The organism is Gordonia sp. (in: high G+C Gram-positive bacteria) (genome assembly GCF_049647785.1).
Classification (GTDB): domain Bacteria; phylum Actinomycetota; class Actinomycetes; order Mycobacteriales; family Mycobacteriaceae; genus Gordonia.
This window is the reverse complement of the sequence record NZ_JBARYI010000094.1, coordinates 102,588-118,985: the sequence shown is the minus strand read 5'-3', so window position 1 is coordinate 118,985 and position 16,398 is coordinate 102,588. Positions and strand designations below refer to the sequence as shown.

The following is a 16,398-nucleotide window of genomic DNA, read 5'->3' as shown; positions in this document are numbered from 1 at the left end:
CGGAAGGCGGTGAACGTCAGTGTCGGCTGATTCGATAGCAGCAACCTTGCGGCAGGGCTGGGGCCTTCGGCCATCGACTCCGCACCTGGTCGCGGTGGGGGCTGCGATCGACGCCACGGCGGTTGCGTTCGAATCAGGTGCCGGCCCTGTCAGCTTCGGCACGCTGAACGCGCAAGTCTCTGCGACAGCGCAGATCTTCCAGGCGCAGGGGCTCGATCCAGAGGCAGCAGTAGGTGCTGCGGCCGCCGCTGCTCTCGGGACTGTTGGCGGGCCGGACGCGGTCGCCGCCGCCGTGCAGAATGCAGTCGCGACAATCCGTGAGCGGGCGAGCGTGCTCGCAGGCACCAGGGAATGGGCCTCACTTCCCGGTATCTTCCGCTCCATCGCTCGCACGAACGCGGATGGTGTGGCAGTCTCCGACGCAACCGGTCACGAGCTGACATATCGAGAACTCGATCGCCAATCCGACGCGGTGGCACTCGGTCTCACCGCGCGCGGGGTCGGGTTTGAAGACGTTATCGGCTTGGCGTTGGGTAGGACTGTCGACGTGCTTGTCGCAATCCTGGGCGTACTCAAATCAGGTGCGGCGTACCTGCCGTTGGACACGGCTCACCCCGAAGACCGGCTCGGATTCGTCGTCGAAGATGCCAGACCCGTCCTGGTGATCGTCGAACCCGAAGACGTCGAAAAGCTGGGGTTCCTCGATGTCGAGCGGGTGACCCTTGATGAGCTGGCATTCAGTTCAGGTGTTCAGCCGGGATCGGAGCTTCCCGCGACAATCGATCCGTCGTGCGCGGCGTATCTGATCTACACCTCGGGGTCGACGGGACGCCCGAAGGGCGTGGTCGTTGAGCACCGCAACGTTGTCGCGTTGATGAAGGCTGCGGACGAGAAGTACGACTTTGGCGACACAGATGTCTGGACCATGTTCCATTCGTACGCCTTCGACGTCTCGGTTTTCGAGATGTGGGGTGCCCTGCTGTTCGGCGGGAGGCTGGTGGTGGTGGATTTTCTTACCACGCGCAGCCCCGACGATTTCGCGGCGCTAATCATCAATGAACAAGCCACGGTCATCTCGCAGACACCTTCCGCGTACTACCAGCTTGCCGCTGCTGTCAGGCCAGGCTCGCGGGATTTCTCGGCGTCAGTGCGATACATGATCTTTGCCGGTGAAGCACTTGACTTTGAACAAGTACGTCGTTGGTATTCCGACCGTGCCGCGACTTCCGGTGGCGATGGTCCTGTTCTAGTCAATATGTACGGAATCACGGAGACCACTGTCCACTCAACCTTTCGGGCGCTTGACTCGGAATTGGTGGCAGCGACAGCGGCATCCGATGTGGGCGTGGGACTTCCGGGGCTGTCGCTTTATCTGCTCGACGCGAGGCTTAAGCCGGTACCGGAGGGCGTTCCCGGCGAAATTTATATCGGTGGCAGCCAGGTCACTCGCGGGTATTTGGGGCGCTTCGACCTCAGCGCGGGGCGCTTTGTCGCCGACCCGTTTGCTGGCAATGGCACACGGATGTATCGCAGCGGAGATCTCGGAGTGTGGCGATCGGGAAATCTCGAATATCTGGGTCGTGGCGATGCACAGGTCAAGTTGCGAGGCTTCCGTATCGAGTTGGGGGAGGTCGAGGCTGCACTCCTGAACGCCGAAGGTGTGGCCGCCGCCGCGGTCGCAGTGAAGACTCGCCGTGGCGGGGACGAGCTTTCCGAAGCGGACGGTCTCGGACGAGACTTACTTGTCGGTTACGTGGTCCCAGCGGTCCGAGCCGATGATCTTGAACCGGCCGAGATTCGACGTCTCGCAGGTGAGCATGTTCCCAGCTATATGGTTCCCGACGCCATTGTCGTGCTGGATCAGTTGCCCCTCACGGTTAACGGCAAGCTCGATCGGCGGGCACTTCCGGAACCGGTCCTGACGAGTAGCAGTGAGTACGCAGCACCGGAGGGGGAAATCGAGGTCGTAGTCGCTAAGATTTTCGCGGCGGTCTTGGGTGTCGACGATCCGAGCGTCACCGCGTCGATGTTTGACCTCGGTGGAAATTCCCTAGCGGCGACACAGGTGGCGGCTCGTGCGTCCCGAGCGCTCGGTGTCCGAGTCGGGGTCCGAGATATTTTTGATAATCCCTCGATTCGTGAACTTTGTGCAGTACTGGCCCTACGCGGCCAGGACGATGGCCCGCAACTGGAGCCCCGAGCCATCGATGACAGCCCAATCCCACTGGCATTGGAACAGCGCCGGATGTGGTTCCTCGCTGAGTTTGAACCGGGAAGCCCGGCCTACAATGTTCCGCTGGTGCTGCGACTGCGCGGCGATGTCGATGTTGCCGCGCTGGACCAAGCGATGCAGGACGTTATTGGACGTCACGAATCGCTACGCACGCGATTCGTCGCTTCCGACGGGGTGCCGGAGCAGGTTATTGCTGGCGTCGATGACCCCGCGCACGGTGCGGACGTACAGATCTTGCCACCGCTGTCTGTCGCGGCGGACCGTGTCGACGCTGAATTAAACCGCGTTCTCGGACAGGGTTTCGATCTGAGCCGCAGAGCACCGTTGTCGGCCACACTTCTCAGGGTCGAAGACAAGGGCGGACCGAACGCGCCGGAAGATTCCGAATTCCTCTTTATTCTGGTCGCGCATCACATCATCGTCGACGGTGCTTCCTTAACCCCACTGGCCCGTGACCTAATGACGGCATACGCTGCCCGAAGTACAGGCGTAGCACCATCGTGGGCCGCCCTGCCAATCCAGTACGCCGACTATTCAAGTTGGCAGCATCGGTCAATCGGCGATCCATCCGATCCGAGTTCCCTGGCGGGGCGCCAACTGGAGTTCTGGCGTGACCGACTTAAAGGCGCGGACGAGGTCCTTGCGCTGCCTTCCGATCGCCCCCGGCCCGGCACCCAGAGCCACAGGGCGCAAGCCGTCACCTTCGATATTGACCCAGAACTGGGCTCAAGGTTGGAGGTGGCTGCCCGAGTACACAACACATCGTTGTTTATGGTGTTGCACGCACTGTGGGCAGTGACACTGTCCAGGCTTTCGGGGAGTCAGGACATCACCGTTGGCACTCCGTTTGGCGGGCGTGGTGACACCGCGCTCGACGACCTCATCGGAATGTTCGTCAACACAGTTGTGCTGCGCACGGAGATTAATCCCGCGGATACCTTGACAGAACTTCTCGACAACGTCCGGGCGGCCGACCTGTCCGCTTTTGGACACGCCGACGTGCCCTTCGACTTGATCGTCGAGGATCTCAATCCTGTTCGCAGCACGGCGCACTCACCATTCTTCCAGGTCCTGCTGGTTCTACAGGACACCAGAAACGCTGACATCAAACTCCCCGGGATGAGCGTGGAACGGATTGAGCAGTACCGCGAACTCACCGATCATGACCTGGCGATCACCTTCCTCCAGAGCGATAGCGCCGCCAACGACGGGGTGTCGCTGACCGGTGTTGTTGAATTCGCGACCGATCTCTTTGACAGCGCAACCGTCACCGGATTTGTCGAGACGTTCGAGCGGGTGGCACGAACCTTGCTCGCTGACGACTCACTGCCAGTCGGGGATGTCCGGGTAGTTAACGACAAGGTCGAGTCGGAGGCTTTGCGCGCCGCAACAGGAGCGCGGGTCGATCTCACACCGGAACTGGTCGGGGATTGTTTGGCGCGGCAGGTGGCGGAAACACCGGATGCCGTGGCCTTGATGTTTGAAGGCCGGGAAGTCCGCTATCACGAACTTGGCGCGCGGGTAGCGTTGCTCGCGCGGGCGTTGATCGCGGCGGGTGTCGGGCCGGAGACTGCAGTCGCAGTGGTAATTCCTCGGTCGATCGAACTGGTCGTCGCGATACACGCGATCGTCACGGCGGGCGGCCAGTATGTGCCGATCGACGAAGACACGCCATCCGACCGCGTGCAATACATGGCGGAGACGGCCGGCGTAGCAGCCGCGGTGTTCGCTGCCGATTCCAATGTCGCCGGAGTTGTGCGGGGAGTGCTGGCAGCGACCGGCGGTGTCAGCATCCTAGAGGTTGATGCCGAGGCCGACATTCCCAGCCGGAATATCCCTGCGGTAGCCGCAGACGAACTTAACGGAGTGCTGACGCCGGACTCGGCGATCTACACACTATTCACTTCCGGCTCCACTGGTAAGCCCAAGGGAGTCACGCTGTCGCACGCTGCGGTCGTGAATCGACTGCGCTGGGGCCTGGACACTTTGCCCGGTGATCGGGTGGTGCTTAAGACGCCGTTTACATTCGACTGTTCGGTGCCCGAACTCTTCGCGCCATTTCTGTCGGGCGCCTGCGTCGTGATCGCGCGTCCCGGCGGTCACCTAGAACCGCTGTATTTGGCCGACCTGGTGATGCGATCGGGTGCGACGATGATCCACTTCGTACCGTCGGTCTTGTCGGTGTTTGTCGATGTCCTCGGTCCGGATCGGTTGGCGAAGCTGGATGGGCTGCGCATCGTCTCGACGACCGGCGAAGCGTTGCCTCCGACCTTGGCCGCTCAGGTCCGCGCCGCATTGCCGCAGGCGGTGCTTTATAACCTGTACGGTCCCACGGAAGCCGCCGTCGAAATCACTTATCACCAGGTGGAGTTCTCAGGTGAGGACGCGCGGGCATTGCCCTTGACGGTTCCGATCGGTCTGCCGATGTGGAATTCGACGGCCTACGTTCTTGACAGTCGCCTTCACATCACCCCTCCGGGAGTGGTGGGCGAACTGTATCTCGGTGGAGTTCAATTGGCTCGCGGCTATGCGGCGCGGGCAGATCTGACGGCTGAGCGGTTTGTCGCTGATCCGTTCGGAGAACCGGGCGCGAGACTCTACCGCACCGGCGACCTTGTACGATCTCGCGAAAGCGGCGAACTCGAGTACTTGGGGCGCGCCGACTTCCAGGTGAAACTCCACGGCCAGCGAATCGAGTTGGGCGAGATCGAATCCGTCCTCACCAGCATTGATGACGTGATGCATGCGGCAGTTACTGTCGCCACCGCGCCGGGCGGCGGGCAACACCTGGTTGCCTACCTCGCACCCATCCCCGAACATTTGCTCGACGTCAACGCTGTGCGCGCGACTGCCGAACGCGAACTTCCCGAGTACATGGTTCCGACCGTGTGGAGTGAAATCGAATCCATCCCGATGAACTCGGCGGGAAAGCTCGACCGCAAAGCACTGCCCGAGCCAGTGTTCACCACCGAGGAATTTGTCCCTGCCGTCGGCGTAACCGAACACGCAATCGCGCGGGTATTTGCTGACGTCCTCGGCATTCCTGAAGTGTCCGCGACCGCATCGTTCTTCGATATTGGGGGCGACTCGCTATCAGCGACGCGTGTCATCGCGCGAATCGGTGATGCGTTGGAATCAGACATACCGATCAGGGACCTCTTCGATGCCCCGTCGCCTCGTGAACTGGCGGTGCGCGTCGGGCCTCGGACAGCAGCGAACGTACTGGAACGGCGCGATCATGGAGATCGCCCCCACCTGTCGCCAGCGCAGCAGCGACTCTGGTTCATCAACCAGTTCGACACCGATTCGACGGCTTATCACATCCCGATGGTGTTGCAATTTGACGGGGAACTGAACGTTGACGCACTCCGCGATGCGTTGACCGACGTGGTCGAGCGACACGAGATCCTACGTACGGTTTTCCCCGTAGATCCGGATGGCGACGGGCACCCCCACCAGCGCGTCATCCCTCCCACTGAGGCTGTTCGCTCGTTGAATTGGGGCGTGTTTTCCTCCGAAGCAGGAGCGCGGGCAGCGGGAATGGCGGGCTTCGACGTCACTACCGATCTACCACTCAGGGTGGCTTTGGCGACCGACGGAGTTTCCAAGCACACGTTGCTCGTGGTGGTGCACCACATTGCATTTGATGGTCAGTCGGTGCCACTTTTTGCCCGTGACCTCCTGGTGGCCTACACGGCGCGCTCGGCGGGGACCGCACCCAACCTTGAGCCCCTGCCAGTGCAGTACACGGACTTTGCCGCGTGGCAACGCGACTTCTTGGGCGATCCTGCCTCTGACGAGTCCGCTGCAGCTCAGCAAGCGAGCTACTGGCGGGGCGCGCTGGCAGGTGCCCCTGAACTGCTCGCGCTACCGACCGACCGTCCGCGTCCCGCGGTCTTCGACCCGTCCGGCGGGCAACTGCCAATCGACGTGCCCGCAGCGACCGTCGAGGGCGTCCTTGACCTAGCTGCCCGCCGCGGAGCGACCCCATTCATGGTGGTCCATCTGGCGTTGGCAGTGACCTTGGGTCGGCTTGGCTCGACCGACGATGTCAGTATCGGCGCTGCGGTCGCCGGTCGCGGTCGCCCCGAGCTAGACGACATGATCGGTATGTTCGTCAACACCGTCGTCCTGCGTACCAAGATCGGATTGGGACAGCCCGCAACCGCGGCGCTAGATGCTATTCGCGCGTCGGACATCGAAGCATTTGGACAAGCTGACCTGCCCTTCGAGCAATTGGTGGACTTGCTGGCACCGGACCGTTCGACGGCCTATGCGCCGCTGTTCCAAGTGGGCATGACATACCAGCGTCGTGACGGCGACGCCAGTTTCGACGGCCAGGAGTACGTAGTCGGGGATTTGCGAGTGCGTGGAGACGACCTGTCCACCAGTACTGCGCGTTTCGATCTGGAATTCGGTCTCGTAGAGCGCCGGACCGCAGCAGGCAGTGTCGGGCTGACCGGACACATGAGCTATGCGACCGCTCTGTTCGATGAATCGACGGCTCAGCGGTTCCGAGATACTTTCCTGAGGGTGCTCGAAGCGATCGCATCGGATGCGGACGGTCGAGTTGGTGATATTGATCTGCTGGGCCCGGTTGCCCGCCGAGAGTTGGTTCCAGCGCGAGGTCCGTCAGTGGCACGGCCCTCCACCCTGATCGATATTCTCGCTGACCGGCGGCTGGCACCGAGTATCCCGGTAATTATCGATGAGCACGGTGAAGTCGACGGTCTGGCTTTTGAGGCGGCGACAAACAGGCTGGCGCGGTGGCTCATTGCCGACGGAGTGGGGCCCGGCGACGTCGTCGCCATCAGGGTGCCCCGTTCTCGAGAATCGGTGATCGCGGTGTGGTCAGTGATTAAGACCGGCGCGGCGTACTTGCCGATCGACCCCCGGCTTCCGGCTGATCGGATGCGGTACATGCTCGCTGATTCCGGGACTCGGATTGGGCTGACTCTCTCGGAGGTTGGTGATGCGGCGGGGGCTGTCCACGAGTCCGACGAAGAGATTTCGACCAGGTGGACGGTCTTAGACGATCCGCTCATCGCAGCGCAGATGGCAGAGTTGTCACCCGACTCGATCGCAGTGGACGAGTTGGTGCGTCCACCCCACGTGGATGATGCCGCGTATGTCATCTATACCTCGGGTTCGACCGGTCGACCCAAAGCCGTCGTGGTGCCTCAACGAGGGCTTGCCGCGCTGATCGAGGCGCAGGGCAATTTGACCCGTGGCGACGTGGATGCTCGTGTTCTTCACGTCGCTTCACCAAGCTTCGACGCGGCCTTCTTCGAGATGATCTGGGCTCGGGCCCAACAGGTGCCGCTGGTGGTGTCGCCTTCGGACGTTTATGGCGGCCCCGACCTCGGCGATCTCATTGACCGTCATCGTGTGAGCGATGCAGTGATTACTCCCACCGCGTTGGCGACAGTTCCAACCACAAACGGAGGATCGCTTCGTCGCTTGACGACTGCGGGTGAAGCCTGCCCGCCAGACCTTGTTGACCGCTGGGCCACCGGCGGCCGCCAGATGTTCAACCTGTACGGACCAACAGAGACTTCGGTGTGGGCGACCTACTCTCAGATGCGGCCGGGTTGTGCAGTGACCATTGGTCGCCCTATCAACGACGTGGCGGTGCTGGTTCTGGACGCTCGACTGCAGCCCGTACCGGTCGGCGTCGTCGGCGAACTCTACGTGACTGCTGATGGGCTTGCGCGCGGGTACCTTCTGCGCCCCGACCTCACTGCTGAACGCTTCGTCGCGGATCCCTATGGTGAGCCAGGTGCCCGGATGTATCGCACCGGGGATTTGGTTCGTTGGGGGACAGATGGAGACCTAGAGTTCGCGGGGCGCACGGATTTCCAGGTCAAGGTACGTGGGCAGCGGGTTGAACTTGCCGAGGTTGATGCGGCGTTGATCGCGTGCCACGGCGTAGCCCAAGCAGTAACTGTCGGCGTTCCGGGGCCTGCCGGCCGCGCACTCCTCGTCTCCTATGTCGTCGCCGAATCAGCTGATGGTGCAGTTGGTGAACTGGACGTCGAGTCCATTGACCGTCGCCTTCGAGAACTACTGGCGGACTACATGGTTCCGTCTGCGATCGTCATCTTGGAGGAATTGCCGCGCACCTCGATGGGCAAGCTTGACCGGCGAGCATTGCCACTGCCGGAGTTGTCCGGGCACAGCGAGTTCGTTGAACCGCTCGCCGGAGACGAAGCACGTATCGCCGAAATCGTTGCCTCGTTGCTTGGCGTGCCAAAGATTTCTGCGACCGACTCGTTCTTTGAACTCGGCGGCGATTCAATCATGTCGATTTCGTTGTCATCGGCGCTGCGTGCTAGCGGATTCGATTTGAGGCCTCGCGATATCTTTGAGTACCGGACGGCTCGCGGACTAGCTCAGGCAAACCGGCTGATCGTGCACGATGTTCTAGCCGAACTACCGGGCGGCGGTGTCGGTGAGGTGCCAATGACGCCGGTCATGAAGTGGTTGATGAGGCGCAGCCCGCAACTGGCGGATCTTGCGGACTACTCGCAGGCTGCGATTCTCGAACTCCCAGCGAACGCGGACTCTGACCTTGTCGGCAGGGTGATTTCAGCGGTCGTTGAGAACCACCCAATGTTGACCGCGACGCTCCACGATGTGGAAGGGGAGCAAATTCTTACGGCGGGCGCAGCCGACTTCGACTGCAGCGCGTCCCTCCGCTTCGGAGCCACCGATACCTTCTCAGGGCATCGAGAAGCCTTGGCATTGCTCGATCCCGCTGTCGGGGCGATGTTTGCCGCGGTGACGGTGCCAAACGAGAATCGCATCGTCGTGGTCGCGCATCACCTCGCGTGCGACACCGTGTCTTGGTCGGTCATAGTTGCCGACTTGGCCACCGCCTGGGCGCAGGCGACTGCAGGCACCGAACTCGCCCTCGCGCCAGAAGTCACCACAGCGCGTCGGTGGGCAACGGTTCTCCAAGAGCAGGCCGTATTGCGTATGGACGAGGCGGAGCTGTGGGAGCAACGGGCGCGCTCAGCGAACCGCTCCTTGTTGCGCCGACGAATCGACCCCGCTATCGATCGAGAACGCGATGCCCGAACCCTCGCGATCAGACTCGATTCGAACGTCGCGCGGGCACTCGCCGATACCGTACCCGCAGCCTTCGGCGGCACGGTCCAGGATGCGCTGGTTGCCACTTTGGGCCGCGCGGTTGCCCTATGGGGACGGTCAATCGGTGGGAAGCGCAATGTAGATGGAGTGCCGATCCTTCTCGAGGGCCACGGACGCGCCGAGCACGTTGCCCCCGGTGCCGATCTGGGGCGGACGGTCGGCTGGTTTACCGCGGTTTCAGCGGTGCGTGTTCCGTCGAGCGATCTCGAGCCGGAATCGCTTGTCAGCACGATTAAGGCAGTCAAGGAGCAAATTGCCTCGGCTCCCGACCAAGGCATCGGCTTCGGGGCACTGTGGCTGGACGAGTCGACAATGCAGCGCTCCGTGCCGAGTGCGGAGACCCGGGCGCTGCCTGAGATCGCATTCAATTTCCTGGGTGTGCGCCGCGCGCCCGACGCAGATGCTGGAGAACCGCTTCCGCCTTTTAGTCCGGTCACCGAGTCTGAGCGTTTGCCGGGGTCATTGAGCGGCGGCCTCGTACCTGCGGCTGCCCTGGCCGCCAATCTCTCGGTCCATATCGTGGGCGAATCGTATGCTCTGGAAGGTGAGCTGACCTATATTCCAGGGGCAGTCAGCGCGGAGGACGCCGAAACGATCGCGCAGCTTTGGATGCGTGAACTGACAAGCACTGCTGAGCAAGTCTCATCTGGAGTCGCTGTCGGAAGGACCCCCTCCGACATCACCGGGGTCGAGCTATCCCAGCGCGAACTGGACATTCTCGACAACGCATATCCGCGGTGGGATATCTGGCCCCTCACACCCCTGCAAGCCGGATTGCTTTTCGAGTCCGAACTCGCAACAACATCTGACCAGGACTCCGATGCCGACCCGATAGATTTTTACCTCTCGCAAGTTCGGATCGACCTCGAAGGCGCCGTTGACGGCGTACGCCTTCGTGCCGCTGCGGAAACGGTGCTGGCTAATCGCGCCCTGCTTCGCGCCGCGTTTGTTCGCACTGAGCTCGGGACTTCGGTTGCCGTCATCTCGCCCGAAGCTCGCCTTAGCTGGAGAGAGGTAGACCTGCGGACGCTCGATGACGCCACCGCAGCGCGCAAGGTACGCGAAGTCGCGGACCTGACCGCTGCCGAAGCGTTCGATCTGCGCGAGCCTGGCGCGATCCGCTTCGTGCTCATTCAAACGACGGCGGGCGCGACGCTCGTTGTGACCAACCACCACATCATTCTCGACGGCTGGTCGGGACCAATCTTGTTGGCCGAACTATTTGCCGCATACGCCGGAGCCGATGTCGCGCAACTACGGCGCGGCGTTGACTTTGATAGCTACTTGTCGTGGCTAAGCCAACAAGATCGTGATGCCGGAGTGCGTGCCTGGCAGAAGGCGCTTGACGGATTCGAGGAGCCGACGCTGGTCGCGGCTGGGCAGCGCGGAGCCGGCAAGCAGGCTTCTATCGATCACACAATCGTCTTGCTGCCGGATGAGTTCGCCGGGCTGGAACAACTCGCTCGGACGAGTGGGAGCACCGTCGCGACCATTCTGCAGTTGGCGTGGGCGGTCGTTCTCGGTCGCTATACCGGACAGCGGTCGGTCACGTTCGGCGAGACAGTTTCCGGCCGCACCCCGGAGGTCGAGGGGATCGACGAAATGGTCGGCCTCTTTATCAACACGATCCCGGTGATGGTCGACATTGACGACCGTGCTTCGGTGACCGATGCGTTGGCAGCACTTGCGAAGCGAAAGCTCACGACCCTCGATCATCAGCACGTCGGCCTACCGGAGATCTCGGCTGCGCTGGACGAGCCTGTCTTGTTCGACACCCTGGTTGTCTACGAGTCGTATCCAGTCGACGCGGATTCGCTCGCGTCTGCGGGCGAGCTCGCCGGTTTGTCCGTGAAGTCCGTGGTGACTAATGACTCCACCCACTATCCGCTGAGCATCGCCGCTGCGAGCCGAGGTAGTGAACTTACTCTGACGGCAAAGTACCGGCCCGACCTCCTCCCCGCAGGCTTGGCCGAAGCCGCAGTCAACTCGATGCGGGTGGTCTTGGGCGAATTCGTCGAATCACCGGCCCAACTCATCGGGTCGTTGACAATCCTCGGCGAGGCCGATCGTGCGCGTTTGATGCCGGTCAAGTCACCGTCACTGGTTGAACCATCGACACTCGCTGACCTCCTGGCAAGCGTCGCAAGCCGGTGTCCGGATCGCGTCGCGGTAGTTGATGACCACGGCGCGGCGATGACTTACCGGGAACTCGACGAGGCTTCGAATCGCCTTGCCCGACAACTCATCAATCGCGGCGTGAAGCCCGAGCATGTAGTCGCGGTGGCGATGAATAGGTCGCTGGAACTGCATCTGTGCATTTGGGCGATTACGAAGGCTGGCGCAGCATTCCTGCCCGTCGACACTGAGTATCCCGCAGACCGGATTGCGTTCATGCTCGAAGATTCGAACGCGCGGCTCGGCTTCACTGCCAACTCGGACTTCAGTGCGCTCCCGCATCAAGCCACGAAATGGATTGACCTGCACGGTGTCGAGTTCAGGTCAGAGCTTTCGAGTTCTTCGCCGGCCCAGCTGAGCCGTGAAGAGATCGTTGGGCGGCGCTACCTCGATTCGATTGCTTACGTGATCTACACGTCGGGTTCGACGGGGAAGCCCAAGGGAGTTGCCGTCACCCATCGCGGCCTGTCGGATTTTTCCGCCTCGTATGTCGATCGCACGGGCGTCGTCGACGGTTCTGCCATGCTTTCGTTCGCCTCACCCAGTTTCGATGCCTCGTTACTTGAGATGCTGACCTCCTACCAGGTAGGTGGAACTCTCCACATCAGGCCGCAGTCGGTTGTCGGCGGCGTCGAGTTGGAGGACTTCCTCACCGAACGCCGGATCGCGAATGCATTCCTGACCCCACGCGTCGCAGAGACCCTTCGGCCAGAACGGACACCTCTTCGAATCCTGGCTGTCGGCGGTGAGAATGTGCCGCTCGATCTCATCAATACTTGGGCCGAGCGTGCGCACCTGCACAATGTTTACGGACCAACGGAAACGACCATTGTTGGCACGGGCAGCTCGGCAAAGCATCCCGGAAGCAAGATGGATATCGGCGGACCGTTTGGCGCTGTCGAGCTGGCCGTCCTTGACTCGCAGCTTGCCCCGGTGCCGATCGGTGCTGTCGGGGAACTGTACATCGCGGGGCCAGCTTTGGCTCGCGGCTACTTGCACCGCGCCGGACTGACTGCCGCGTCGTTCGTAGCGAGCACGTTCGGCAACCCCGGACGGCGGATGTACCGCACCGGCGACCTCGTTCGGTGGATCGAGGTTGCTGATGAAGGCCTTGTCCTCGAACACATGGGGCGCAGCGACTTCCAGGTGAAATTGCGCGGCCTGCGACTCGAACTCGGCGACATCGAGCACGTTCTCGACGGCCACCCCGGGGTTCAAACTTCTGCGGTAATCGCAGTAACCGACGACGGTCGAGTCTCGCATTTAAGCGGGTATGTGGTGGCGAAGGCCGGTATCGATCTCGGGATTGAGGAGCTGCGCGAGTACCTGTCGCAACGGCTACCCGGATACATGGTGCCCGCGGCCTTCCTGGTCTTGGACGCGATGCCATTGACCGCGTCGGGCAAACTTGACCGCACTGCACTCCCCGCGCTCACGGCCGATTTCGCTTCGGGGCGTGACTTCGTGGCACCTGAAGGCGAAGCAGAGGAACAGATCGCGGAGATCTATTCCGATCTGCTCGGCCTCGACAGGGTGAGTGCCGTTGAGAGCTTTTTCGAGGTCGGCGGTGATTCACTGTCCGCCACACGATTGGCAGCGAGGGTCGCCGCTGTCACGCACACCGATGTCACAGTGCGGGATGTGTTCGAAGCTCCGACAGTTCGTGCGCTCTTGCAGCGAATCGGGAACGCGTCCCGTTCGACGGCGTTCGGTGGGTCGGTTGTCGCAGTATCGCCGCGACCGGCTTTCATCCCGTTGTCCTTTGCTCAGCAGCGCATGTGGTTCATCAATCGATTCGACAGCCAATCGCCCGCATATAACGTGCCGCTAGCGCTTGCCCTGACTGGACCGCTCAACGTGGAGGCGCTTCGGGCTGCCGTAGGCGACGTGGTGGCGCGTCACGAGGTACTGCGTACAACATTCCCGGAGCAAGGTGGAGTTCCATACCAGGCGATCGCTGACGTCGCCGACATTGCAGATCGGCTCGATTGGCGAGTTGTTGACACCGCAGATGCCTTAGCTGCAGATGCTGCAGCAGGCTTCGATGTGACGACCGAATGGCCCGTCCGAGTCCGTCTGCAGTCAAGCGGACCTGCCGAGCACGTGCTCCTCGTCGTCCTGCACCATATTGCGTTTGATGGTGAATCGATGGCTCCATTCGTTCGGGACATGGTCGGCGCATATAGCGCGCGAGTTGCCGGTGCCTCGCCCAGTATCCTGCCTCCGTTAACCGTTCAGTTCGCTGATTACGCACTGTGGCAGCGGTCAAGTTTCGGTAGCTCAGACGATGCGGACTCCGAATTTAGTCGGCAACTTGCGTACTGGGCTCAGCAGTTGGCGGGACTTCCGGACGTCTTGCAACTGCCGACCGACCGATCGCGGCCGAACGTCTCAACTCAGCGGGGTGCCGCTCACCGATTCGAGATTCCCTCATCCGTCGCCGGGCAGATCCGCGGGATCGCGGCGGCGTCGGAATCCACCGAGTTCATGGTTCTGCACGCGGCCTTGTCGGTGCTCTTGGCACGGCTGTCATCGACCGATGATATTGCCGTTTCCACCCCGATCGCCGGACGCGGAGATCGAGTGCTCGATGATCTCGTTGGCATGTTCGTCAACACGCTGATACTGCGAGCTGAGATCGATACGCAGGAATCGTTCACGGAACTGCTGTCGCGTGTCCGAGAAATCGACCTGGCCGCCTATGCGCACGCCGATGTGCCGTTTGAGGTTGTTGTCGACGCCGTCGACCCAGTCCGTTCCGAATCGTTTGCGCCTCTCTCTCAGGTGGCACTCACGGTTGAGCGAAGCGTGGTAGCGGAGTTGGCTGGCACGGAGGTTGATGCCGGGACCGATGCTGGCGGAGCTGGCCTCCGAGTGACAGCGATCGAGCAGTCAGATGTGCCGGCAAAGGTCGATCTGATGTTCGCGGTGGCACCTGCGCGGGACGCTGATTGGGAGGCATCGATCGTCTACGCGACCGATCTCTTCGATGCGGCAACAATTGAACGGACCGCGCAGCGATTTGTTCAGCTTGTCGACCAGCTAACGAGCACGCCGGAAGCGGCAGTCGGCGATGCGGAGATTGTTCTTCCAACCGAAGGTCGGCGTCTGGCACTGTTGTCGGGCGCGACCAGTGCTCGCGCCGCGATGCGTGTATTCGACCAGCACCAGGTCGTTTCCGAAATGCTAACCGAGCATGCGCTAATGACTCCGGGAATGCCTGCCCTCACCTACGGCGACCGCACCTTGACCTACGGGGAGTTGCACCAGCGAGTTACGCTCGTTGCCCGCGCCTTGATTAGCGCTGGGATCGGACCGGAAGATGCAGTAGCGGTGGTATTGCCACGGTCGATCGAGTTGACCGTGGCCTTCCACGCGATTCTCGACGCAGGTGGACGGTACGTGCCGGTGGACCCGGCAGCGACAGTGGAGCGCTTCGAATACGTCGTGGAAACCGCTGGTGCGAAGGTGGTCATCACCGGTAGAGACGCGACGCTCCCCGGGAATTTGGGCGACGTCGAAGTATTGCGAATTGACGCCGATTCGCCGTTGCCCGAGCTTCCTGTGCCGCCGCTGGAGGCATCGGAGCGGCTCGGTCCAATTACGCCCGAGACCGCGGTGTATACGGTGTTTACGTCGGGGTCGACGGGCAAGCCAAAGGGTGTCACCGTCACCCACGGTTCCTTGCGGTCGATGATTGACGACGACTTTGCTCGGTTTGGATTTGGGCCGCGGGACTCGGTGCTGTCAGCGATGGCGACGACGTTTGATCCCTCAATCATTGACTTCCTCCGGCCGGTATCCGAAGGGGGACGTTCGGTCATCCTGCGCCCGGACGGGGAACGGGACCCGCTGTACCTGCTGTCACTGATCGGTGCCGAGCGCGTTACCAATGTCGTGTTGGTGCCATCGCTCCTCGCTGCGGTTCTCGACCTCGCGACAGATGAGCAACTAGCGGACTTCGCATCGGTGCGAACGCTCGCTGTTGGCGGTGAGGCGCTATCACCTGGGCTGGCGGCCGCAGTTCATAAGCGACTCCCGCATGTTCGACTATTTAACCTCTACGGTCCGACCGAAGTCACGATCTATTCGGCGGTCCACGTCGTCGTCGAATCTACCGGTGCGATTCCCTTGGGGCGACCAGTTCTGGACACGTCAGCCCACGTCCTCGACAGCCGCTTGCGGCCGGTACCCGTGGGAGTAGTTGGCGAGCTCTACCACGGCGGCGTCCGCGTGGCACGCGGCTATCAAGCCAGGTCAACGATCACTGCCGAGAGATTCATCGCTGATCCCTTCGGTGAGCCGGGGGCCAGAATGTATCGGACAGGTGACCTGGCGTGCTGGAACGAGGCCGGAGAACTCGAGTATTTCGGGCGCGCTGACTTCCAGGTCAAGCTACGCGGACAACGGATCGAGCTGGGCGAGATCGAATCGACGTTGGCACGTCACACCCACGTCGGGAACGCCGCCGCGGCCGTTGTTGACCTGCCTGCCGGCCAGCAACTCGTTGCCTATGTATCGGGCAGTTCGCTGGATCTCGATGAGCTGAAGGCATACGCCAGCGAGGTCCTACCGGCCTTCATGCGGCCCAGCGGTTGGATGCTCCTCGATGAGCTCCCCTTGAACGCTGCGGGGAAGATCGATCGTCGGGCCTTGCCCGCTCCAGATTTCGCTGTCGCGGAACTTGTCGCGCCGGCAACCGTCGCTGAACAGCTGATCGCCGACATCGTCGCCGAGATTGTGGGACTCGAGACCGTGTCGGTGACCGCATCCTTCTTCGAGATCGGGGGCAACTCGCTCAGCGCCGCTCGGGTCGCGGCGCGCGTCAGTGACACCTT

Annotated in this window: 1 protein-coding gene (cut by a window edge); it reads left to right on the top strand. The window is 62.0% G+C overall.

Annotation, left to right across the window (positions count from 1 at the left end; translation table 11 throughout):
* Window positions 1-19: 19 nt before the first annotated feature.
* Window positions 20-16,398, top strand: the 5' portion of a protein-coding gene (locus WBA38_RS16950; protein WP_424323154.1) for a non-ribosomal peptide synthase/polyketide synthase. The gene runs 15,142 nt beyond the window's last position; the window shows 16,379 of its 31,521 coding nt (coding positions 1-16,379); its start codon is at window positions 20-22; its stop codon lies beyond the right edge, outside the window.